Below are 22,115 nucleotides of genomic sequence, written 5' to 3'. Positions count from 1 at the left end.
AGTCGTTCCTGAACCGTGACTAAGCCGTGTCCCCGGCGATCCGTACCGTTCAACGTGCGTCCTCGAAGCTGTAGCCGAGCCGCTCGGGCGTATCGAGCGTATCGAGCGGACGCGCCTGGATCTCGCGCAGGCCGAGCGCGCGCACGCGCCCCTGCTCGTGTGTCGCGATCACCACCGCGGCCCCGCTCTCGACCGCCAGATCACGCAACAGGCCCAGCACACGGTCGGCAAGCCGCGGATCGAGCGCCGAGGAAGGCTCGTCGGCCAGCACCAGGGCCGGCCCATGGGCCAGTGCGCGCCCGATCGCGACACGCTGCTGCTGGCCGACCGAGAGCTGCGCCGGCCGTCGGTCCAGCAGCGCACCGATCTCGAGCGCCGCCACCAGGTGTGCGATCCGCGCGTCTTCGACGGGAAGCCCGAGCAGGCGGCGGTTGATGCCGATGTTTTCGCGCACGGTGAGAAAGGGCAAGAGCCCGCCGGTCTGCATCACGAATCCGATCGAGCGGGCGCGCATCCGCGCGAGTGCGCCCTCGGCGCGGGCACGCCACAGTGCAGCCACATCCACCGGCGCCGCCGCCGCATGCCAGAGAAAGTGCGCGCCCGGCAACGGCGGCGCGGCGAGCCCGAGCAGCTCCAGCACCGTGCTCTTGCCGCTGCCGCTCTCCCCGGTGAGGGCCAGTGTCTCGCCGCGGGCGATCATCAAGCTCGGCACCCTGACCTCGAAGGACCCGCCGCCGTGCCCGTAGCGATAGCCCAGTCCGGTCGTCTCGATCAGCGGGCCCGCGGTCAACGCTTCGGGAACATCGGGCGATATCGCCCGAGCGGGCACGGAATCGACAGGCGCCATCCCCGGACACATCAGGGCAGATCGCGCAGCGGCACCGGATAGACCCATTCGCCCGCCGGGCTACCCTCGGCCAAACTGACCCAGCGATCCGTGTCGGCGTTGTAGCGCTCGTAGAGCTTGATCTTGCCCTTGAGCCGGCTGACGAACTCGAACTGCCGCTGCGTACCCCAGCGCGACCAGGTGTCCTGATCCAGCGTCATGACGTCGCTCTTGTAGGGCAGGCCGTCGAGGTATTCCCCGAGCAGACCGAGGTCGGCCAGCTTGGTCGCCTGCGGGCTTGCGGCGAGCGCCGGATCGCGCCCGTATTGGGCGGCGATGGAGCGCAGGCTGTCGAAGAAGGCGTCGGGCTTCAACATCCCGGCATCGGCGGCATCGACGATCTGCTTGAGGATCCCGTGCAGATCGCTCAGTTGGTCCTTGGTGATCAGCACCCGCTCGTCGACCGTGCGCACCGTAGGGTCCGCAAGATCGCTGTCGCTGATCCAGCCCTCGAAGACCGACGGGGCGCGAGTGCCCTCCTCCCGGCCCAGATAGGCAAGCTGCATGGCATGACCGAGCGCGCGTGTCGCCTCCCGAAGCGAGGCCGTCTCCGGGTCTTGTGCAACGGCAGGGCTCGGCGGCGGGTTCGCAGGACTTGGGATTCCGGTCGCGGCACGCGCACTGCCCGCCGCGAGATCGCCGCGTGCAGACGCTTCGATGCTTTCGATCACCGTGTCGGACAGCGTCGCGACCGCCTTGCCCAGCGCCGCGGCAGAGCCGTCCTGCACCGAGAAGTAGAGGCTGCGCTGGATCGCCGCGTTGTTGGCCAGGGTCCGATACTGCGCCTCGGCGGCGGCGTGATTGGCCTTGCCCATCGCTGTTTTGAGATGCAGCACCATGAGGGCGACACCCTTCTCGGCCGCCTCCGAACGCACCTGCTCGGCATGCAGACCCGTGGTGGAGGCGTCGCCTTCGAGCGCGCCGGCATCCGTGATCAGCACGGCATAGCGAGCGCCGAAGCGGTTCCAGGGGATCTCCTCGAGGGCCGTGATCACCCCGGCGTAAGGATCCTCGTCGAACCGGTCCGTCGAGACCGTCGCCTCGGTGACCTTGGATGCGCGGGTCAGGAACTCGAGCCCCGAGGAGACCTCCGCGGGGTCGACGAACATCCGCGCGACATATTCCAACGATTTGGCCTTGGCCGGATCGGCGCTCGGTGCACGGAAGGCGACGAGACCGAAGGAGACCTTCTCGAGAAGCCCCGAGCCCTCGATCCGCTTATAGACCTGCTCCGCCGCAGCGCGCGCCTCGTCGATGTATTGCTGCATCGAGATGGTCGAGTCGATGATGAAGACCACCGCCGCGCGGAAGCTGCCGAGCTGGGTCACCGGCTCCGCGCCGCCGTCCCGAGGCGGCGTACTCGTCGGAGCCGCCGTCTCGGTGACCGAGGCCACCTTCAGACCGCGCATCAGATGACCCGAATCGGTGAAGACCTCCTCGAAGTCCAGGATCGGCAGCAGATAGAAGCGCGAGTTGATGTCGATAAAGCGATCCGGCTCGATCGCCACTACGCGCGGATCGCGCCCGCCCTCGGCGATCTCGCGGGTCAGCGGCCCGACCTCGGCGGCCGGATCCGGGAGCGCCAGCAGGCCGTTCAGCGCGTCCCAGGACTCGAAGAACAGGGCGCGCTCGCGCGCGGCGCCCGGGTTGGTGAAGGCCAGCGCCATTTGCTGAAGCCAAGGCACCGTGTCCCCGGCCCGCAGCCAGCCGCTGACCTTGCCCCTGGTGTCGACGCCGACCTCGAGCCAGCGCTGCCCGTCGCGCTCGGTCTCGGCATAGACGTAGAAGCGCGAGAAGGCATCGACAAGACTCCCGGCATCGCCGCCCGGTTGCGCGGTCAGCATCGCCCCCGGACGGGTCAGGACCCGCTGAAAGAGCGTCTTCTTCCCGGCCTGCAGCAAGGGCGAGCGATCGGTCGTCGGCTCGGCACAGACCGGCGCCGCTGCCATGACAACCGCAGTCAACAGCAGCCACGCACTCAACCGTCGCTTCAGGTGTACTCCAATCATCCGGCCTCCAGTGATTCCGCGCTCCGAGAGGTCATCGGGCGATCCGATCATGCCGACACGGCGTAGGTCGGGTTAGGCGCGCCACTCCGAGATCCGACGATCCGGACCACGGTCAAGGCGAGTCGTAACCCGACGCCGCAAGTCGATGATTATCGCATAGGCCGCCCTCGGCACCGAACCGGCTAGAATCCACGTCAGGACGTCACATCGACAGCTCGGGAGCCCGCGATGACACCCTCGGTTCGTATCCTGACCCTGATCTACGCCGGCCCTCCTGCGGATCGGCTGCCGCCGGATCATCCCTGGCAACAATTCGACGCACTCGGACGAACACTCAGACGGCATCTGCCCGGGGCAACGGCAGCCGTCTTCGCCCGGCCCGAAATCGCCGTCGACGGCTCGGGTACCGTCACTTGGACCAGCGAGTTGCCCGGACAACCGCGGCCCTTGACCGATCTGCCGGACGAAGAGCAGGCGGCGGCTCGGCGCATCCTCGACGATCACCTGAACGCGATCTCGCACCTGGCCGACGAGCTGACTCGTCGCGAGCCGGAGGATCCCGAGCCCGCGCGCCTGCTGATCCGCGCCATCGTCTATCCCGGCGACGAGGCGGTCTATGTGATCGGCGGCGCCCCGGTGCTGATCTCCTGGGGCGGGACCGACCCCGGCCGGCCGCCGCACGCAGCCGGTGCGTCGGATCCCGCGACTGTCCCGCCCGCGCCGCGCCGGCCCGCGTGGATCCTGCCCCTTCTCGGATTGATCGCATTCGCTACCCTGGGGCTCGGTCTCGCCCTGGGTGTCTGGCTCTGGCAACTGGAGGAGACCGAGCAGGGCTTACGCGAGGACCTCGATGCCGCACTGGCCAACCAATGCGACCCGGCTGCGCCCCTGTTGGAGATCGCGTCCCGCTTGGAGCGGATCGACCGCGAGGACGCACGCTACGCGGACATCCGCATGGCGGTCCTGACCGAGATCGGCATCTGCGAGGAGGCCGCACTCTTCACCGAGCGGCTCGCGACCGAGCCGCCCTGCGATCATCTGCCCGCCTTGGATGAGGAACTCGCCTTCTACGACCTCGAGCGCGAACCCTTCCGCGCCTTAAAGGCCGAGCTGGACCGAAGGATCTCGGCCTGCGCGCGGGTCGATGGACTCGCCCAACGTCTCGATGCGGTCGCCGGCGACTGCCTCGCCGTCGCTGAGTTGGAACGAGAGATCGCGACGCTCGACGCACCCCGGAGCGAGATCGCCGCACTGCGCATCGGCCTGGATCGCGCACTCGCGGCCTGCCGTCTCGCCGAGACGCTCGGCCCGCGGCTGACCGAGGTGTCGACCGACTGCACGGCACTGCGCACCCTGGCGCGCGAGACTGCCCCCGCCTTCGTCGAGCTGGACGCAAGCCGCCCACCGTTAAGCGAGATCCGGCGCGGACTCGACGAGGCCCTCGCGCGCTGCGACCTGGCCGATCATCTGGAAGGCGAGCTGGCACGCTCGCAGGACGATTGTTTGGTCCTCGCCGGACTTGACGAGACCCTGTCGCGCCATGACCCGGAGCGCGAGCCACTCGCCGCCGTGTCCGAGAGGCTCGCCATCGCGCTGCGCCAATGCGCGGACCTGAACGACTTGGAGCAAGGCTTCGCAGAGGCCAACGGCGACTGTGACCGTCTTCAGGCGTTGGCCGACGGGCTCGATGCGTACCGAAACAATCTGCGCTTCCTCGACATCCGCACCCGACTGGCACCCGAGCTCCAGCTCTGCAGCGAGGCCGACGCGCTCGAGGAGCAAATCGCGGCCATCGGCGGCGACTGCGCCAAGGCGCGCGAGCTGGCCGCCAGTCTCGCCGAGAAAGGCGACCCGCGCTTCGCCAAGGCACGCGACGCACTCAAGGCACCGATCGCCGACTGCGACCGAATCGACCGTTACACCCGACGCCTCGCCGAGGCCGGCACGGACTGCACGCGCCTCGTCGCCTTGGAGCGCGACCTCAAGCGCGAGTCCGCCCCGACGTTGCGACCGGTCCGGGTAGAACTCGGTGAGCGGATCGGCCCGTGCCGCCCGCCGCCGCCGAAACCCGTCGTGGCCCAAGCGCCCCCGAAGGCCCCGCCACCCGAGATCAAGATCAGCACCAAGTCCCCTGCCCCGCCTCCGACCCCGAAAGACAGCGGCTCCTTCGCCATGCGCGGGGAATGCACGGGACGCCTCACCATCGACCCGACCTCCGGTTGGGATGGCGACCGCGTCCGCCATATCGTCACCATCGATCCGCCGGCCAGCGAGCGCGTCGCCCGCGTGACCTCGACCAATCCCGGATGCCGCAACTGCGCCCTGCGCAAGATCGGCCGCAACACCTGGCGCGGCGATCTCTTCTACGGGTGCCGCGGTCGCGGCATCGTCCAGGTGTCTTATGCCGCCTACGATGCGAGCGGACGGGTGATCTGCAGCGGAAACGGCAGCGACCTGTGTCTCGGGCGGCGACGCTAGATAGATAACATGTCAAAAATAAGTTGAGCGCCGAGTCTAATTTCGTTGTCGTTGTCGTTGTCGTTGTCGATTACGACAACGACAACCGTGGCAATGGATTCCGAGCGACGCACCGTTCGGCAGTCGGCCACTCAGTCCTTACGCAGTAGTCGCTTCGAGAGTATGTCCCACTTTTTGATGTTGAACTCGCCCTCGGTGAGCACGCCCTCGCGCTCAAGAGCCTTCAGTCCTCGCAGGAGCCGGATCACGTCCTCGACTCCGCTCGACCGACCGGTGATCTGTTGCTTCAGAAGGGCCAGCTCCTCCGGGGTCAGAACGCCCTCATGGTGCAGCGCGGCGAGCCTGGCGAGCCCCTCCGCGATGCCCACGAGTCCGGGCGCGGCACCTGCGTGGATGGCGTCGAGGTCGTTGCGGATGGCCAGCTCGTCGTGGACGCTGACGCGCGGTGTCTTGGCGCCGGCGTTGAGCCGCCGACCGGCAGCGGTCAGGGCGCGGCCCTTGCGCAGGGCATCTTGGCGCAGCGTGGTGTTGGTCGGGTCATCGGCCAAGGCCGCGAGGGCAACTCGGTAAGCGTTCTTCGCGGTCGCGTAGGCACGGTGCTCGGCGTGGGTCTTGAGGATGGCGAGCGCAAGCACCGCACCGACGATCAGCCAAAACCAGATGCTGTTGTCCATGTCCTTCCTCCTGCGTCCTCTGGCGAGCCGTGGTCGTGCGAACGACTCCCATAAAGCATAGTCGTCGTTTTGATCATTGCGAGTCCGTCGCCTCGGCGACGGGTCGTTCCGTGCCGTCTCGCACACACCTTTGAGCCGGATCAGGCCATCCGGTCGGAATCACCGCCCCACGTCGAAGCGCTCGATCGCTCCCGCGGCCTCCGTGTCACCCGCAGCCGCCGCCTTCCGCAGCCAACCAAGGCCCGCCTCATGCGTCGGCCCGGAGGTCTCATGCTCGGCCATAAGCTGGCCGAGGCGGCGCTGGACCTCGATGTCGCCGGCCTCGGCGGCGTCGCTATAGTAGACGATCGCATACGGGATATCGGGGGCGACGATGCAGGTTCCGGGGCGATGGCTGAGCGGATCGTAACGCCGGGCGAGACGGGCCGCGAAGGTCGGATCGGCGTTGGCGGCTTCGCTGAAGAGCGCATAGGCCGCGGGGCAATCGCCGGCTTGCTCAAGTTGTTCTGCGCGCTCGAAGATGGCTGCCGGGGGCGGTCCATCGGCGAGAAATCGGCTCGCCAGCGCGATGCCGGTGAGGGTGGGATCGGGTTCCGGAGGGGGTATCGTTTCACCCGATCGCGTCGATCCCGACTCGTCCTCTGGAACGAGCGGGCGGTCCGGGGTCGGCTCGACGAGTTGAGCGACATCCGGATCCGCCGGCAGCGTCTCGCCGAACCAACCGAGCCACCAAGCGCCGGCACCGGCGCCGGCCAAAAGCAGGACGGCGACAAGTGCGAACCAGGGCCAGCGTGCCGCGGAGCGCGGGGTCGGTCGGGGATCCGCATGACCATCGAGGTCGAGCGAGAAGTCGTCGGCGTCGGAAACCGGCTCGGCGTCGCGCGCGGACTCGGCTCCGGGTCTGCGGACGCTGATGGTCTCCTCCAAGGGATCCCTGGATGCCGAGCGCGGTGCGGCGGCGCCGGATCCGATCAACTCGCCGCGGATCCGCAGTGTGCCGGCGTCCTCGGCGCCGTCGAGCCTGGCGACGACGCGCAATGGTGCGCCGCCGACGCCGACGATGCTGTCCACCAGGTCCGCGCCGAGGGTGAGCCTGAGTCCGTCCGATAGCGGCTCGGCGGTGAAGATGGGGTGCCAGTGCGGTGTGACCTGCCATTGGCGATCCAACCCCAGGTAGCGCCCGTCGTTGCGTTGCAGGGCGAGCGAGACCGTCTCCGGGCTCGGCCGTGCGCCTCCGATCAGCAGCCGGGCGGAGCCCGGACCGGCCGGGTGGAGATCGATCTTCAGGGCCATCGGGGTCTACCTGTACTCGTTGGGGTTTGAAGGCGTTGACGGGATCGCGTGGTCACGGAGGACAGCGAGTGCCCGGAAGGCATCGATCCCCGATGCCGTCGGTATCGAGCAAACCCGTCGCAGAATTTTTCGTTGTCGTTGTCGTTGTCGTAATCGGATTCAGGACGAACACGACAACGACAACGACAACGAGTAGAGCCCTCGACAACTGTTCATGTTTGCGGCTCTGCCCGTAGATCCCTTTCCGGAAATCACCTTAAACCGCGCCCCCGCTCAGGGCCGTGGATACACCAAACGTTGAGCTCACTCGAAAATTGAGCATCTCGCTCTGGACGCGGTTTAAGTCGCCCCTACAGCGCCTACGGGGCTGTTCCCGGCAACCAGGGCCAGGATCTGGCCGAGCCGGGCATTCTGCTCCGGCGAGATGTCCCGCCCGGCGGCGTGGCCTGCGTTGGCGATGGCGAGCGCACGAAACGCCTCGAACCAGTCGACGATGTAGAGCGCGGGGAAGTTCACCGGGGTCTCGGGCAGCAGGGGCATGCCGCGGTGCGGGATCGGCGGCGGCGGGGCAAAGACCGGGCGCTGTGGGCCGACCAGGGAGCGCGGACGATCGTCGGGCGGCAGGTCGTCGGTGCCGAGGTAATCGACGAATCGATTGATGCGCGTTGCGGTGGCGTAGACCTGTCGCTCGGCGAGCTGAGAGCGCATCGCCGCGGTCTGGGACTCGGCGCTGTCGATCAGGCCGATCAGGGCTTGATCGAGCCCCGAGCGGTCGGCGCCGGTGATCAGCTCGCCGATCAGATCTTCGAGCGCGCCCTTGTCCAGGCCCATGTGGCGCAGCCAGTGTGGATCCTCGGGCAGTGCCTTGAGGTGACCGACCCAGTAGCTGAGGACGGCGCGGACGAAGCGTGCCGCGTTCTCGTTGGTCGCCGCGGGGGCCGGTGCATCCGCGCCGCCCTTGGTGGACGCACGGTCCGTACCCGATGGATAGCCGGACGAGGCCCCGCCGAGCAGGGCATCGAGATCGATCAGGCCGCCGTCGCCGCTTGGCGCCGGGGTGCGGGCCGTATCCGGCGCGGCGGCCGAGATCGCCGGTGCCGGTTGGCCGGCCGCGGCGTCGGCACGCAGATAAAGTGCGCGCAGTCCCTCCTTGGGCGGCTGCAACGCGCCGAGCAGGGCGGCGAAGCGATTGGGTCGCTGACGCAGCGCCCCGACCACCCGATCGGCGAGACGGCGTTTGTTGTCGACCTCGGCCGCGCCCTCCGCGCGGAAATAGACTCCGAAGCGATGCCGGACGAGCTCCTCGATCCCCGCGTCGAGCTGCTCGCCGATCCGGGCGAGCTTGCCCTCGGGCGCGGCGACCCGGCCGAGATAGTCGGCGAGACGGGAAATGCCGCCGTCGTTGAAGCTGAGCATCGCGTCCCAGGCGGCGTGTGGATCCGCGAGATGCTTCTGAACGGTCGAATCCTCGCAGAAGGTGCGCCGCAAGAGGTCGAGACGGGACCGTTGGCCGGGCAGGATGGCGAGCTCGCCGGTCTCGTCCGTTTCGATGACGGCGGTCGCCATGCGCGGCTTGCGCACCAGAAAGAGGTTGTCGAAGGGCTTGCCGGGCGACCATTCGCGCAGCCAGTCGTAGGCGCCGAAGCGCTCCAGGAGGGCGAGCTTCATCATGCCTTCCCAGCCCTTACGCATCAGGTCCTCGGTCTCGCTCGGGACCGGGTTGAGGCGAAAGTCGAACATGGTGAAGGCCCAGATGAGGCCCGGATCGCGGCGCGCGCGGGTGGCCGGATCCGCACCCTGCGTGGCATGGACCCAGGTCTCCAGAACCGGTCCCAGGTCTTTGACATCGCTCTGTTTGTGCGAGGGGGCGCAGAGCACCAAGAGATTCATCTCCTGATCGTCCGTGTAGCGCTCGAAGAGGAAGGCGACCTTGCCGCGCAGCACCAGTTGGGCGACCGGGTCGACCTGATCGTCCTGAAGCTGCTTGCGCACCTCGGCCAGGTTCGCGACCGCGAGACGCCCGCGATAGCCGGGGAAGTCGAGCAGATCGACCTGCTCCAAGAGCCCCGTGCGCGGGGTCTCGGCGAGCACGAAACGCAGCTCCGTGGTCAGGGCCGCGAGCAGCGAGCGCGGCAGCGAGACAGCCGGCAGCAGGGTCTCGCCGCGACGCGGGACGATCTCGATACGGTCGGCGTCGTCGCGCCCGAGCCGCTCGAGGATGTCGACGTTCATGATGCTGTCGCCCTGGCTTAGCTCGCCGCTCGCGTCGGTGCGCACCAGCGCGGCAAGCGGGGCATAGGCGGCCTCGGCGTGACCGGCGTCGGCCAACCCCCGGCGCAGAGCCAGATAGGTCTCGGTCAGCTCGCGCACCTCGCCCCAGAGCACGGAGAAGAGCGCGGCGCGGTCCGGCGGCTCCAGATAGGGCGCCAGCGCGATCGCGGTGGGCCAATAATCGGCCTTGAGCTGCTCGGTGGTCTTGGGGAAGCGCTTCTCGAAATACTCAAGCAGATCGACCACGTCGTCCTCGCTCACGCCGCCGGTTGGCGCGGCGGTGCGGCGGGCCTGCAAGGCGGCAAGGTGTCGGCGCAGATGGCCGGGCGAGAGGTCGACCTCGACCTGCTCGCGGTCGAAGTCGTTGAAGAAGGCGTTGCCGAGCACCTTGGCGAGATCGACCTCGGAGAAGAGCGACAGCTCCAGCGGATAGCCTCGCGGCGCCGTGCTCGGCCGGCGAGTAAAGCGGGTCACCAACCCGGTAGCCTCCTTGCCGTGGCCGGGCGGGTTCACGTGCTGGATGAAGTTCAGCCGTCGGCCCTCGACCTCGGTCTCAAGCTCGCCGCTCTCCCCGGCCGCCAGGGCGGAGATCAGATAGGACTTGCCGGCTTGCGACAGGCCGAAGAAGCCGACGCTGACCGAGCGCCCGGCCGCACGGCCGAGCCGGGTGGCGAGGTTGCGGGTGCGTCTGAGCTTATCGGTCAGGCTGTCGGACTCGCGGTCGAGCCGCTGGGAGTGACGGCGGGTCTCGGCCACCCAATCGATTGCTTCGCCGCTGCCCTCGTACAGGGCGCGGCTGTGGCGAATCAGGTCGGCTGCGCGCGACGCGTGCGATGTATCGGTCATGGTCTCTTCGCTTGATTCATCATCAATGAAATCCTTGGTCAACTCCCGCGCCGAGGCTTGATGGGTTTCGCTGCGCTCTACCCATCCTACAACCCATTGATCAGCATGATCATTGAATCATCCCATTGACGACTGCTTGCGCTGTTGTTTCTGTCGAAGTCGCATGAGCTCGGTCCGCTTGCGCCAAAATTCGAGTTGCTCCTGTGTCGACATGCCGGCCATCAAGCGGGCCACATGATCGGCACCACGCCGCTTCAACGCGACGCAGTCAAGCTTGTACATGGGCCCGGCCTGTAGGGTGGACGAGCGAAAGCGAAGTCCACCGAATCCCGCGCCGACACTGGTGGACTGCGCTGCGCTTGTCCACCCTACCGATCCGATCGGCGATATGCGGATCGATGAGCAACACCCGCTGATCCGCGACCGCGCTCACCTGAAAATCGACCCGCTGTCGAGCCAGTAACTGTCCTGATCGAACCCGATGCTGGTCAAGGTATTGAGCTTCAGGGCCACGACACCGCGGCCGAAGGCACGGCCGCCTTCCAGCTCTACGGCGGCGACTCGGAACCGCTCGGCATTCACCCCGCGCATCCGCTCCAAACGCACCTGGAGCACGCCGCCTTGGGTGTAGAGCAGACGGCGGACCTCGTCGTCGGCGAAGTCGAGCAGATAGAGCGGCTGCGCACCCCAGCGCTCGGCGGCGAGTTGACGATAACCGATGTGCATCACCCCGGTCATGGGGATGGTGGTCTCGGGCAACTGGTACTCGGGATCGTCGAGGTCCACGTCGCTGTAATAGACATCGCCGGCCTTGATCATCCGGTTGCGGTCGATCATGCCGAGATAGCGAATCGTCGAATAGGGACGGAAGGCGTTGGCTCGGAACGAGAAATTAGGCAGACGACCCTGCCCGAGCAGGCAGAGCATGGCGCCGACCGCGGCCGTGGTCTTGGGGTCGGCGATGCGTCCGCGTCGATTGAAGGGATACCAGGCACCGGTGCGATAGTCGTGCATCGCGATGATCCGATCCGGCGGCAACGGCAGGAGTGCCCGCACCAGCGCCTGGAAACCCGGCAGGCGCGACGGGCGCCCGGTCAGCAGAAGCAGGTCGCAGTCGTAGAGGTGCGCGATCTCGCACAGGGACCGCACGGCACGGGTGACCTCGAGGCGCTCCTCCATGAACAACTGATGGGTGCGGTCGAGATCAAGCCTGACCGGGCAGTCCAGCAGCGAAAAGCCGGTGACCGTCCCGCCGGTCGCGTCGCGCACGCCGCCGGCGAACCAGTCCAGGACGGCGTCGGTCGGCCCCTCGGGACTGATCTCGGCGACCAGCTCGGAGAGCGCGAGGGTATGCGGCTCGCTGCCGTGGACCGGATCGAACCGCTCGTACGCCTTGAGCACCGCGAGCCCGGCCGGGTAAAGCACCTGCAGCGCCAACTGCTGACGGAGCATCCCCTCCTGGACATCGACGGGATCCGAGCCGATGAGGCGCGACAGCAGCGCGTCGGGCTCGTCGACCCCGGCGACGGTCACGGCCTCCTTGAGGGCCGGCACCAGGGTCGCGCCGATGACCTCGAGGAGGATGTCGTCGCCGGCGACCTTGAAGCCGTCGCGAAAGCGCTGCTCGGGCTCGATGGTGCGATTGGCGCCCGTGCGGCCGCCTTCGAGCCGATAGTCGTTGATGACGAGATCCGTGGTGCCGCCGCCGATGTCCACGGTCGCGATGCGCAGGCGCGGCCCCTCTCCGGCGGTTCTGCCCCCGGTCTCGGCGTCGCGGACCCGCCCGGCCATCGCGAACAGCTCCTCCGCGCGCCCGGCGAAGGTGTTCTGGATCTCGCTGTAGAGATAGACCGCCTGGCTGCAGGTCGCCTCGTCCCAGCGCACCTCGATGGTCGGGAACGGGGGCCAGGCCAGCTCGGCGCCGGGCCCCTCGATCGGCGCGTCCTCTGGGTGCCAGCCGAACGCCTTCCAGACCAGTCCGACGGCTTGGTGCATCCGCTCGGCGAAGAGATCGCGCTCCTGCTTGGGCATGGAGGGCGGGATGGTCAGGATGAGCGTGCGCAGATGCCGCGGCAGGTCGGCCGTGGGCATGCGCAGACGCTGGGCCGGACTGTTGATCTGGCAGAGCGCCTGGGTCAGGACCTCGGCGAGCATGAACATCATCATGGCGCTGCGCGAATAGTGCGGCATGAAGACCGGCATGCGGTCGGCCTCGGGCAAGGTGTAGAGCGCCGTGCCGACCTCGTTGATGAGATTGCAGAAGGGCGCGGCCGTGGCCATCGGCTCGATCTCGGTCCGCACGAAGGCGCTGTTGAAGCGCCAGCCGGTGTCGAAGCGGTCCTCGTCCCAGAGATAGCGCTTGGGGCTGGAGATGCCGGTAGCCCCTTCGGTACCGCGGCGACGCCCGGCCATGCGCGCGGCCTCCGGCCCGACGCGGGCGATGGTCGGCCAGAGGAAGGCCCCGGCGCGTCCGCTCTTGTGCGCCCAGTGCTCCTTGCCGAAGGTCGCCTGGGCGAGCTCGACGCGGCTCTCGAAGGGCTCGTTGTAGCGGTGCTGCGGCTGGGACAGATCGCGCAGCTCCAGCTCGTAACGGCGTCCGAGCACGTCGCCCTCCTTGGCGTGCTGCTCGATGAGGATGCCGCAGGTGCGCGAGTTGCCGACGTCCAGCACCATGTCGACCGGCACCGCCGGCTGCACGTCGGTCGCCTTGTTGCCGAGCAGCTTGATCTCGGGGATACAGCCGGACTCGCCGATCACCGCGAGCAGGTTGAGATAATGGGCATGGTGGGCGAGACGCTCGCGCTCAGCCTCCACGTCCTCGGGCGGCAGACGCAGGCGCGGGCCGGCACGCTCGTCGAAGACCTCCTGGATCCAGCCCGCCACCCAGGGCAGCTCCGGGAACCAGCCGATCTCGTGCGCGCGGTGCGCGAAGGCGAAGGCCGCGCCCGCGCCCACATCGGCCTCGGTCGGGGCCAGATAGCGCAGGTCTTCGGCATCGGCCAGCAGATTGGTGTCGATGGCGAGGGTGAGCCGATGGGTGTGATCGGTCGCGGCGGCCTCCTCCGCGGACAGGGCCAAGAGCCGCAACCGCGCCCAGGTCTCGGGACCGGCCGCAAAGCGCCTCGGCGGGTGCAGCCGCAGCACGGGTACCGGCAGCCAGATACCGTCGAGCAGGCGGGCCGAGTCGTCGACCGGCACGCTCAGTTGGGACTTCAGAGGAATGCCGGGGCGGTCGGGCCAGTAGAGCTGGTTGGTGCGCTCGTCATAGAGCAGGCGCGCGAGCGAGCGGTTGCTCTCCTGCACCACGAACTCGCCGGGCAGAGCCTTGCGCAACGCGAGGGTCAAGCCGAAGTCGAGGAACTGAACGCCGCTGTCGGCGATCAGCGTCACCTTGGTTTCGAAATTCACCAGTCTCGCGAGCATGGCCTATAACCTAAACCGCGCCCAGCGCGGAATGCGATGTTTTTGGATGGTGTCGGCCTCGGCGGACTTGACGACCGTTGGAGCCAGCGCGGTTTAGTCTCATTCACCGGTCGCGCCCTGCACGTCGATCGAGAAGGTACCGCCGCCGGGATAACGGCCGACGCAATCGGGTTTGCCGTCCTTGCCCGGCGCACACTCCACGCTCGGCCGACCGAAGTTGGTGCCGTCGACGCAGCGGATATCCCCGCTGCTGTCGATCACCAGACGCTCGCCCTTCACGGATGCCTCGGCACCGCTTTGGCAGACGCTGCCATCGTGGCGCTTGAGTCGCAATTGACCCTGACCCTCTTGGGTGCGGTATTCCATCTGGATCGGCAGGCCGGTCTTGGGGTCCTGCAGAGAGGTGGCGGTGCGCCAGCCGCTGGCCAGGCCACCAAGCGCCTGCGGGGTTCCGCCGGGTGTGGACGCGCTGGGCGTCGTGCTGGGTCCGGCTGCTCCGCGCTTGGGTGATGCGGTGCCCGGAACCGCACCGGGCGCGCCTTCGGATTCGCCTGCGGTCGAGCCAGGTAGACCGGGCGTCGCCGGGATCGGCTCGCCCTCCCCCGTCGGCGGCTCGGTACCTTCTTCGGAGGAGACGGCGTCCGAGGTATCCTGGCCAGACGGCGTCTCGGAAGACCCCTCCTCGGCCGCAATCGGATCGGACAGCGTGGGATCCAACACAGGATCGACGATACCGGTATCCGCGTCGAGGTCGGTCGGTAGGGGTGCTTCGCCGGTGGGATCGATCGGGGCCGAATCGTCCGGGGGCAGGTCGCTCGGGAGCGAGTCGATCAAGGGCAACTCGGCATCCGGGACCGGAATCTCGCCCTCGATCGGCACAGTCTCGGCCGCATCTGGATCGAGCACTTCGTCGAGGGCCAAAGGCAGCCCCTCGGTCCCCTCCCCCGCATCCGCTCCGATCGTCTCGTCCAAGACCGACGCCCCTTCAGACAGGCTATCGATCTCGTCCAGCAGGCGCGTCGATTCGCTCCCCGAGGCGTCCGCCTCGTCCAGCACCACGTCCCGGTCGGTCACCGAAACGGAACTGGTGTCGGTCGTTCGGTCGCTCCGGATGTCGCGCTCGATCAGGGTGCGGTCCCGCAGCTGTCCGGAATCAATCGTCACATCGCGAATGACCGACTCGTCTCGAATCGCCGGGTCGAGCAAGAGCGGATCATCGGCCGGCGGCTCTCCGAGAATCGGGGTGAGTTCCTCCGCAACCCAGTCCGGGACCCAGTCCGGGGCCCACTCGGCGAAGGGCGTCGAAGCGTCGGGCACGCAGCCGCGCAACAGGAAGAAAAGCAGCAGCACCAGCCCGAGCAGCAGGAGCGGAAACCAGATCCACCAAGGGAGACCGCGGCGAGGGGTCGGTTCCGGACTCCGGACCTGCCCGGGCTCGTCGGTCAGGTCGAGCGACCACTCCGTCGGCGGGGCGGCAAACCGTCCCAGATTCACCAAGGGGTCCGAGCCGACTGCCTCGCGATCGCGGACAAAGCCCCAAAAGCTCATGACCGGGCGGCCGTCGACCAGATAGACGTGATCCTCGTCCGGAAAGTTGAAGACATGGGCGAGCAGCCGGGCGAAGACATGACGCTCGGGATCCGGATCGGCCTGCATGGTGCGCGCAAGCGCGTCGATCCGGGTGCGGTTCTCCAAGAGCTGGCTTTGGGCCGAGAGTCGCTCCTCTGGGCTCGCGGCACTCCAGGGCACGACCGGGCCCGGGCGCGGTGCGTACCAATCCAGCGTATCGCCGTCCTCGTTGCGTTGCGGGATGGCGAAGCTGTCGGCGAGATCCGGGCCGAGCCGACGCGCCAAGGCGGCGCGCAGTTGGGCCGCGGCGAGATACACCGGGTGGCCGACGGCGCCGACCGGGTGATAGTCGGTGAGTGTTCCGGTGCGCAGTAAAGGTCCGATCATGGTTGCTTGAGCCCCTCGCCGACGGCCTCTTCCAGTTTTTCCAGGGTATCGCAGCGCAACAGCGCCTCGTCGAGCCTGCCGCGGATCGCACGCAGCGGCTCGCGCTCGGCGTCCTCGGCGGTCAGCTCCCGATCGAGTGTCCGCAAGGCGGCACAGTCCATTTGAGCATCCACCAGCTTCTGACGATAGGTTTGGGCGCGGGCGCAGCGGGCCAACTCGGCGTCGAATCGCTCCCGCAGGGCCGCGAGCGGTGCGCGGGTGACATCGAGCCCCGCCGACTCGCGGTCCAGCTTCAGCAGGGCCGTACATCCGCCGTCGTCAGCCCCCAGTGCCGCATCAAGCGCGACGACGAGTCGATCGGCCTCGGCGCAACCTGCAAGCTCTCGACCCAGGCGCTCCCGGACCGGTTGCCAAGGCGTTTCGTCCGGTGCGTCCTCGGACGCCGGCTCGGACTCAGGCAGAGCGATCGCGCTGCCCAGCTCGGCCAGCGCCGCACAGTTGCCGAGCCGACGCTCCAGCTCCGCCGCCGCCTGCGCCGAGGTCTCGCAGACACCGACACGCTCGTCGAGCCGCGCAACGATGCCGGCAAAGGGCTCGCGATCGAGATCCGGTCCGGACCTCGGCGAGCTCTCGTCCGACCCGGCCAAATCCACTCGAATCTCGTTCAACCGCGCGCAATCCCAGTCGGCGGCGATCACCTCGCGATCGAGCGATGCGGCCGCCGCACAGCGGGCCTGCTCGGCCGCGATCCGCTCGCGCAGCTCGGCGTAGCCCTCGCCCTCGGGATCAAGCCGGTCGATCCGCAACGCAAGCGCCCCGAGCCGATCTTGCCCGACACAGGCCGCATCCAGCGCGGCCTGCAGCTCCGCGGCGAGCGAGTCCGCCTCGCGCCGGTCGAGCCAGAGCCAGCCGCCGCCCGCGAGACCGGCTCCAAGGATCAGCGCGACCGTGACCGCCCAACCCCATCGGAAGCGGCGCCGGACGGGCGGCTCGGGCGCGGAGGCCGAGGCGAGGACGGGGCCATTCGAACGCCCACGCCCGGGCTCCTCGACCAAGACGAACCCCCAGAGCGTGAGCACGGGCTCGTCGCCGATGACATAGGCGTGGGAGTCGTCCGGATACCGGGTCGCGGCACGCAGGATGGCGGCGATGGACTCGGAGCCCTTCACCCGCGTCGGCAACGCATCGGCGAGCCGGCGCAAGGCATCCAGCCGTTCCTCGAGCTTGGCCTTCATGGCGGCACGACGCGCGGCCGGCAAGGCGGTCAGTCGCGTCGGCTGGCCCGGAAGATCGCTGTACCAGTCGACCGTCTTGCCGTCGGCGCAGGGCACGGGCAAGGCGAAGACCGATGCGACGACACCCGGCAGATGCCGGCGGATGAGGGTCTGAAGCTCCCGATGCAGGTCGTCGAGCCCGACAAGCTCCTCGGTCGGCAGCCGATAGCCGCCGATGTCGACCCGTGCGACCCGCAGTGATGGTGCCAACCGAGCCTCCCGTACAATCAATGCTCCCGCCAACCGCGCTGCCGCGCCTTGTGGCCCCAGATCCACACATACTGCGCGCCGCTGACGACGACGGTCACGAAACAGGCCCAGATCATCGTCTCGATCCACACTTCCGGCAGATGGAACGGACCCGCAGCCATGATGACCATCACCACCAGCACAATCTGGAGCACGGTGTTGAGCTTACTGATCGGCAAGGGCGCGGCCTCGACCGCCTCGACGCGATAGTTGTAGACGACTGCTCCCGTTACGATCACGAGATCCCGCAGGATCACGGCGATCACGAGCCAGACCGGAACCAGCCCCTGCCAGCCCAGGACCAGAAAACACCCGACCAGCAATGCCTTGTCGGCGAGCGGGTCCAGAATCCCGCCCAAGCGCGTACGCCAGTCGAAACGTTTCGCCAGATAGCCGTCCAGGCCGTCCGACACGCCGGCTGCGGCAAACAATGCCAAGGCCCAGCCGTATTCGCCGGCCGCGAGGAGATACATAGTGGGTGCGACCGCGACAAGTCGCAGGACGCTGATGATGTTTGGAATATCCCTGAGCTTCACGCACAGACTCCGGTCGCCGGGGGCGGCACCAAACCTTGATGCCTATGCGGTTGATGCTAGCCGGGTCTGTGGCGCCTGTCCAAGCCGAATGCCCTACTGCCCTACCGCGGTGCACCCTCGCCGTTGCGATCGACCCGCCCGGCGACGCCGACAAAGTCCATCGCCCGTACTGCGTGCCCGGCCGGACTGCTAGAATAAACGGCCGAACCCTCCCTTGGAGCCAAAGCGTGACGCAGGATTCCGCCCCGCCCTCATCGCCATCCCTCAGTTATCGCGACGCCGGTGTCGACATCGACGCCGGCGCCCGGCTTGTCGAGCGCATCAAACCGCTTGCCGCCGCCACCACTCGACCCGGCGTCATCACTGGTTTGGGCGGATTCGGGGCGCTCTTCGAGCTCCCGCTCGCCGATTATCGGCAACCCGTGCTGGTCTCGGGCACGGACGGCGTGGGCACCAAGCTCAAACTCGCGATCGAGCTGGGTCGGCACGACAGCATCGGCATCGATCTGGTCGCCATGTGCGCGAACGACATCCTGGTCAGCGGCGCCGAACCCTTGTTTTTTCTCGACTATTACGCCACAGGCCAGCTCGATGTCGAGGTCGCCGCGTCCGTCATCTCGGGCATCGCGCGCGGCTGCGAGTTCGCCGGCTGCGCCTTGACCGGCGGCGAGACGGCCGAGATGCCGGGTATCTATCGCCCCGGAGACTACGACCTCGCCGGCTTCTGTGTCGGGATCGCGGAGAAGGACGATCTCATCGTCCCGGACCGCGTTCGACCGGGCGACCTCCTAATCGGTCTTGCCGCATCCGGTCCGCACTCCAACGGCTACTCGCTGATCCGCAAGGTGATCGAGGTCAGCGGCGCGGATCTCGGCGAGGACCTAGACGGCGCCAGCCTCGGCGAGCGGCTGCTGGCACCGACTCGCATCTATGTCAGGTCGGTTCTGCCCTTGACCCGGGCCATCCGGGTGCACGCCCTCGCCCACATCACGGGCGGCGGACTGACCGAGAATCTGCCGCGGGTGCTGCCGGACGACACGCGCGCCGTCCTGGATGTCGCGAGCTGGACCCGCCCGTCGGTGTTCGATTGGCTCCAGTCCAAGGGCGGCATCGACGATGCCGAGATGCTGCGCACCTTCAACTGCGGGATCGGGATGGTGGTAGCCGTCGACGCAGCCGATTTGGATCAGGCGCTCGAGCTGTTGCGCGCCGGCGGCGAGGATGCCCGGGTGATTGGACAGGTCGAGGCGGGTCAAGGACCCTCGTCGGTGCGCTATGTCGGCGAGGCCGCGCATGTCTGATGGCGTACGCCTGCGCGTCGTCGCCTTGATTTCGGGCAGCGGCAGCAACCTGCAAGCCTTGATGGACGAAGCGGCAGACGGCGGGGCCTTCGAGATCGTCGCCGTCATCAGCAACCGCGCGGATGCCTTCGGCCTGGAACGGGCTCGCCGCGCGGGCATCCCGGCCGAGGTGCTGGACCATCGCGATTATGCGGGGCGCGAGCCTTACGAGGCGGAGCTGCGCGACCTGATCGATCGCTATGCGCCCGACTTGGTCATCCTGGCCGGCTTCATGCGCATCCTCACGCCCGCTTTCGTCGAGCACTATGCCGGACGAATGCTCAACATTCATCCCTCGCTCTTACCCAAATTCCGGGGGCTCCAGACCCATCAGCGCGCTTTGGACGCCGAGGAGCGCGAGCATGGCGCCAGCGTCCACTTTGTCACACCCGAGCTCGACGGCGGACCGGTCGTCATTCAGGCTCGACTTGCAATCCATCCGAGAGAGGACGCCGCGACATTGGCGCAACGGGTGCTCGCGCAGGAGCACATCATCTATCCACGGGCGGTCGGCTGGTTCGCGCAAGGGCGCCTGCGATTGGAGGAGGATGGCCGGCCGTGGTTGGACGGCGCGCCGCTGATGTCGCCGATCATGATCGATACCGCGACCGGCTCCGATGGTTTCGGAACGGGCGACGAGTCTCCCCAAGTGCGCGCGGCGCGGACAAGATGATCGATTGACTCGCGATCCCCGGAACCGGGGACATTGTTGCAACAAGCCAAAGAGACCGAAATGGAAATTCAAACGGACAGAAACCGCTTGCGCGAAGGGACGTTGGCTCGATGGGACGGGGCCAAGGGGTTCGGATTCATCCGGCCGAACGATGGCGGCAAGGACGTCTTCGTCCACGTCAGTGCGCTCCCTGCAGGCTTGACCCCCAACATCGGCACGTACCTCGTCTTCAGCGCCAGCGACGACCCGCGGGGGCGCGGTCAGCGGGTGATCAAAGCGGTTGCAGCAGGTGACGCAGGCAGGGCAGCGGCGCAGGCTGCTCCCGAGGTCAGGACGAAACCGGACCACTTCCGCAAGGAGAGAGCCGGAGGTCGCGTCGACGGCAGTCGAAGGCATGTCGGCCGCGTGCTTCCGTCGCGCGCTCGAAGCACGCGCGACCAGACGCTCAAACCGCTCCCGCTCAATGCCCAGACCGCCATGGTCGCCCTTCTAGCGCTGGTGTGTCTCGTCGCTGCCGCCACGATGGCGCCGCTGACGCCTCTCCCTTTCATCGCCTACCCGGTCTTCAGCTCACTTGCCTTTCTGATGTACGCCCGCGATAAGCTCCGTGCGATCCGAGGCAACTGGCGCATTCCGGAGTCCTCGCTCCATCTGGTCGAGGCGGCGGGCGGATGGCCAGGGGCTTATATCGCCCAGCAGATGATGCGTCACAAGACCGTCAAAACGAGCTATCAGGTGACCTTCTGGCTCATCGTCGTGCTCCATGTCGGTTTTTGGAGTCTCTGGATGGTCTCGCCCGAGACAGTGCTGGAGCAATTTCAGCCGATCGCAGATCATTTATCCAACTATTTTACGATTAACCGCTAAAAGCACACACCGGTCTCGGTCCGATCCATCAATGCTCACACTTGTCGAGCCTCTCGCGAGCGCCCGGGATCACCGACAGGAGAAAGGTCGAGATGAGCACGACCGGCGCGAGGATGATGAGCACGAGCGCGAAGAACAGGACGATCTGCTGCAGGTAGGCCAGGTCGGGCAGGACATAACGCACGGCCGTGAAGAGCAACAGAGCCGCGACGAAAAAGATAGCGGAAACGACCACCCCGTCGCGCATGGTTCTGCAGCCGAGGATCAGCAATCGGTGAACCATTCGTCATCTCCTCCGCGGTGTCGTGCGCACTATTTTCGTCGCGTCTTAGACTCGGTGTCCGAGCTGTCGCTGCCCGAGCCCGCTGCGCCCGAGGACATGCTCGTCGCATTCGTCAGCATTTTCTGGAACATGTCCCACGAGGCCATGGTCCCGGTCACGTAGGGCTGGAAGAGCTTGATCGGGTCGTAACCCTCGGTGCCGGCGACCATGCGCTCGCGGATGTCGTCCATCAACTGGCGTTGAAAGGCTTCGACATCCGGCAAACCCAACAGCTTGCGCATTTCTTCCGGCGTCATCTCGACATCGAAACTCATCTTCATGCCTCTCTCCTTGGAGCGCGGCGCGGCACGTTGCCCCGCCTGCCCGATAACTCTGGACGATGACGCGGGCTGAATCAAGACGCTTCGCAACGACCGTGGGCGTCACTCCCGGCCGATCCGCATACCGCACCGGGCGCGGTTTAGTGCCGACTCGCGCGCGGGACCGAGTCGGTCGGCGCGGGATCCTCCACGGCCATGGTGCGGCGCACCCGGCGCCCGACCAAGAGACAGGCGCGCTCGAATGCGCGAGCGGCCTCGCGTGCGTTCCACTCCCACTCGGAAGGATGCGCGGTGACCGGGAACTGCCAGTGCCCGGTCGTCAGCACGGTGCCGATGCGCACCTCTAGCGTCCAGTCATGCCAGACGGTGCCGGGCTGATCGTCCTCGACGAACTCCTGCTCGGCCAGTCGAACATAGTTGCCGGCGCGATCCTCCATCGAGACCAGGTCGGAAATGACCAAAGAATCGTCGACACAGCTGGTCCAAGCCGTGTGGACCGCGCTGGCTGTCCCCATTAAGGAGTGAATGAGGAGTGACGGGGTCAGTGTGAGCGACAAGGGGGTTTCCCAATCCGGCTCGGCGGCATCGGTCGGGATCTCGGTGTCGGTCTGGGTGGCCATTGCAAATCCTTTACGGTCGACTTGTTCCCGGCGGATGCAGGGCGTCTAATGCGCGTCAGTCTATAGTTCAGGTCCGCCGCAGGGCAATCCTCGTTCGGTTTCCATGCCTCGGCCCTC

Annotated in this window: 16 protein-coding genes; 4 read left to right on the top strand and 12 right to left on the bottom strand. The window is 67.4% G+C overall.

The window, feature by feature from the left end; translation table 11 throughout:
* Nucleotides 1-49 precede the first annotated feature (49 nt).
* Together BDD21_RS19405 and BDD21_RS19400 are read right to left on the bottom strand one after the other, a co-directional pair.
* Nucleotides 50-790, bottom strand: a complete 741-nt coding sequence (locus BDD21_RS19405; RefSeq protein ID WP_245969699.1) for an ABC transporter ATP-binding protein — start codon at nt 788-790, stop codon at nt 50-52.
* Nucleotides 791-858: 68 nt separating this feature from the next.
* A complete protein-coding gene (locus tag BDD21_RS19400; RefSeq protein ID WP_120800020.1) occupies nt 859-2,895 on the bottom strand; it encodes a vWA domain-containing protein in 2,037 nt (678 codons plus the stop codon).
* Between the two features lie 228 nt (nt 2,896-3,123).
* Here BDD21_RS19400 and BDD21_RS19395 point away from each other — a divergent pair, with 228 nt between their 5' ends.
* Nucleotides 3,124-5,373, top strand: coding sequence for a hypothetical protein (locus BDD21_RS19395; RefSeq protein ID WP_120798558.1), 2,250 nt, complete (start codon nt 3,124-3,126; stop codon nt 5,371-5,373).
* A 131-nt stretch (nt 5,374-5,504) separates the two neighbouring features.
* Here BDD21_RS19395 and BDD21_RS19390 read toward each other — a convergent pair whose 3' ends face one another.
* The 7 genes from BDD21_RS19390 to BDD21_RS19360 all read right to left on the bottom strand — a co-directional run bounded on the left by BDD21_RS19390 (nt 5,505) and on the right by BDD21_RS19360 (nt 17,895).
* Entirely contained in the window at nt 5,505-6,047 is a 543-nt protein-coding gene (locus BDD21_RS19390; protein WP_120798557.1) for a hypothetical protein, read from the bottom strand.
* A 159-nt stretch (nt 6,048-6,206) separates the two neighbouring features.
* Nucleotides 6,207-7,340 carry an SEL1-like repeat protein gene (locus BDD21_RS19385; RefSeq protein WP_120798556.1) on the bottom strand — a complete coding sequence of 378 codons (1,134 nt, stop codon included), beginning with the start codon at nt 7,338-7,340 and terminating at the stop codon, nt 6,207-6,209.
* 339 nt (nt 7,341-7,679) lie between these two features.
* Nucleotides 7,680-10,457 (bottom strand): putative virulence factor, encoded by a 2,778-nt coding sequence (locus BDD21_RS19380; protein WP_120798555.1) that lies wholly within the window; start codon nt 10,455-10,457, stop codon nt 7,680-7,682.
* Between the two features lie 429 nt (nt 10,458-10,886).
* Complete coding sequence (locus tag BDD21_RS19375; RefSeq protein WP_120798554.1) at nt 10,887-13,880, bottom strand: virulence factor SrfB; 2,994 nt, start codon at nt 13,878-13,880, stop codon at nt 10,887-10,889.
* A 99-nt stretch (nt 13,881-13,979) separates the two neighbouring features.
* Entirely contained in the window at nt 13,980-15,836 is a 1,857-nt protein-coding gene (locus tag BDD21_RS19370) for an SrfA family protein (RefSeq protein WP_120798553.1), read from the bottom strand.
* Nucleotides 15,833-17,320, bottom strand: coding sequence for a hypothetical protein (locus tag BDD21_RS19365; RefSeq protein ID WP_120798552.1), 1,488 nt, complete (start codon nt 17,318-17,320; stop codon nt 15,833-15,835). Before BDD21_RS19365 ends, BDD21_RS19370 begins: the two co-directional genes overlap by 4 nt.
* Before the next feature lie 17 nt (nt 17,321-17,337).
* Nucleotides 17,338-17,895 (bottom strand): CDP-alcohol phosphatidyltransferase family protein, encoded by a 558-nt coding sequence (locus BDD21_RS19360; RefSeq protein WP_120798551.1) that lies wholly within the window; start codon nt 17,893-17,895, stop codon nt 17,338-17,340.
* A gap of 227 nt (nt 17,896-18,122) precedes the next feature.
* Between BDD21_RS19360 and purM the strand changes: the two genes are divergently transcribed.
* From purM to BDD21_RS19345, 3 genes are read left to right on the top strand one after another with little or no spacing between them, the layout of a single operon-like run.
* Complete coding sequence (gene purM / locus BDD21_RS19355) at nt 18,123-19,196, top strand: phosphoribosylformylglycinamidine cyclo-ligase (RefSeq protein WP_120798550.1); 1,074 nt, start codon at nt 18,123-18,125, stop codon at nt 19,194-19,196.
* Nucleotides 19,189-19,908, top strand: coding sequence for a phosphoribosylglycinamide formyltransferase (gene purN / locus BDD21_RS19350; RefSeq protein WP_120800019.1), 720 nt, complete (start codon nt 19,189-19,191; stop codon nt 19,906-19,908). The genes purM and purN overlap by 8 nt, the downstream gene beginning before the upstream one ends.
* 60 nt (nt 19,909-19,968) lie before the next feature.
* Complete coding sequence (locus BDD21_RS19345) at nt 19,969-20,775, top strand: cold shock and DUF1294 domain-containing protein (RefSeq protein ID WP_120800018.1); 807 nt, start codon at nt 19,969-19,971, stop codon at nt 20,773-20,775.
* Nucleotides 20,776-20,803: 28 nt separating this feature from the next.
* Here the strand turns inward: BDD21_RS19345 and BDD21_RS19340 are convergent, their stop codons facing one another.
* From BDD21_RS19340 to BDD21_RS19330, 3 genes are all read right to left on the bottom strand, one after another.
* Nucleotides 20,804-21,058, bottom strand: coding sequence for a hypothetical protein (locus tag BDD21_RS19340; RefSeq protein ID WP_120798549.1), 255 nt, complete (start codon nt 21,056-21,058; stop codon nt 20,804-20,806).
* Between the two features lie 29 nt (nt 21,059-21,087).
* The gene (locus tag BDD21_RS19335; protein WP_120798548.1) at nt 21,088-21,378 is read right to left on the bottom strand and encodes a DUF6489 family protein; all 291 of its coding nucleotides are present in this window, start codon (nt 21,376-21,378) and stop codon (nt 21,088-21,090) included.
* Between the two features lie 140 nt (nt 21,379-21,518).
* Nucleotides 21,519-21,998 (bottom strand): hypothetical protein, encoded by a 480-nt coding sequence (locus BDD21_RS19330; protein ID WP_120798547.1) that lies wholly within the window; start codon nt 21,996-21,998, stop codon nt 21,519-21,521.
* Nucleotides 21,999-22,115 lie beyond the last annotated feature (117 nt).

The organism is Thiocapsa rosea (genome assembly GCF_003634315.1).
Lineage (GTDB): Bacteria > Pseudomonadota > Gammaproteobacteria > Chromatiales > Chromatiaceae > Thiocapsa > Thiocapsa rosea.
Note: the sequence above shows the minus strand (reverse complement) of the source record. Positions and strands in the feature narration are given on the sequence as shown.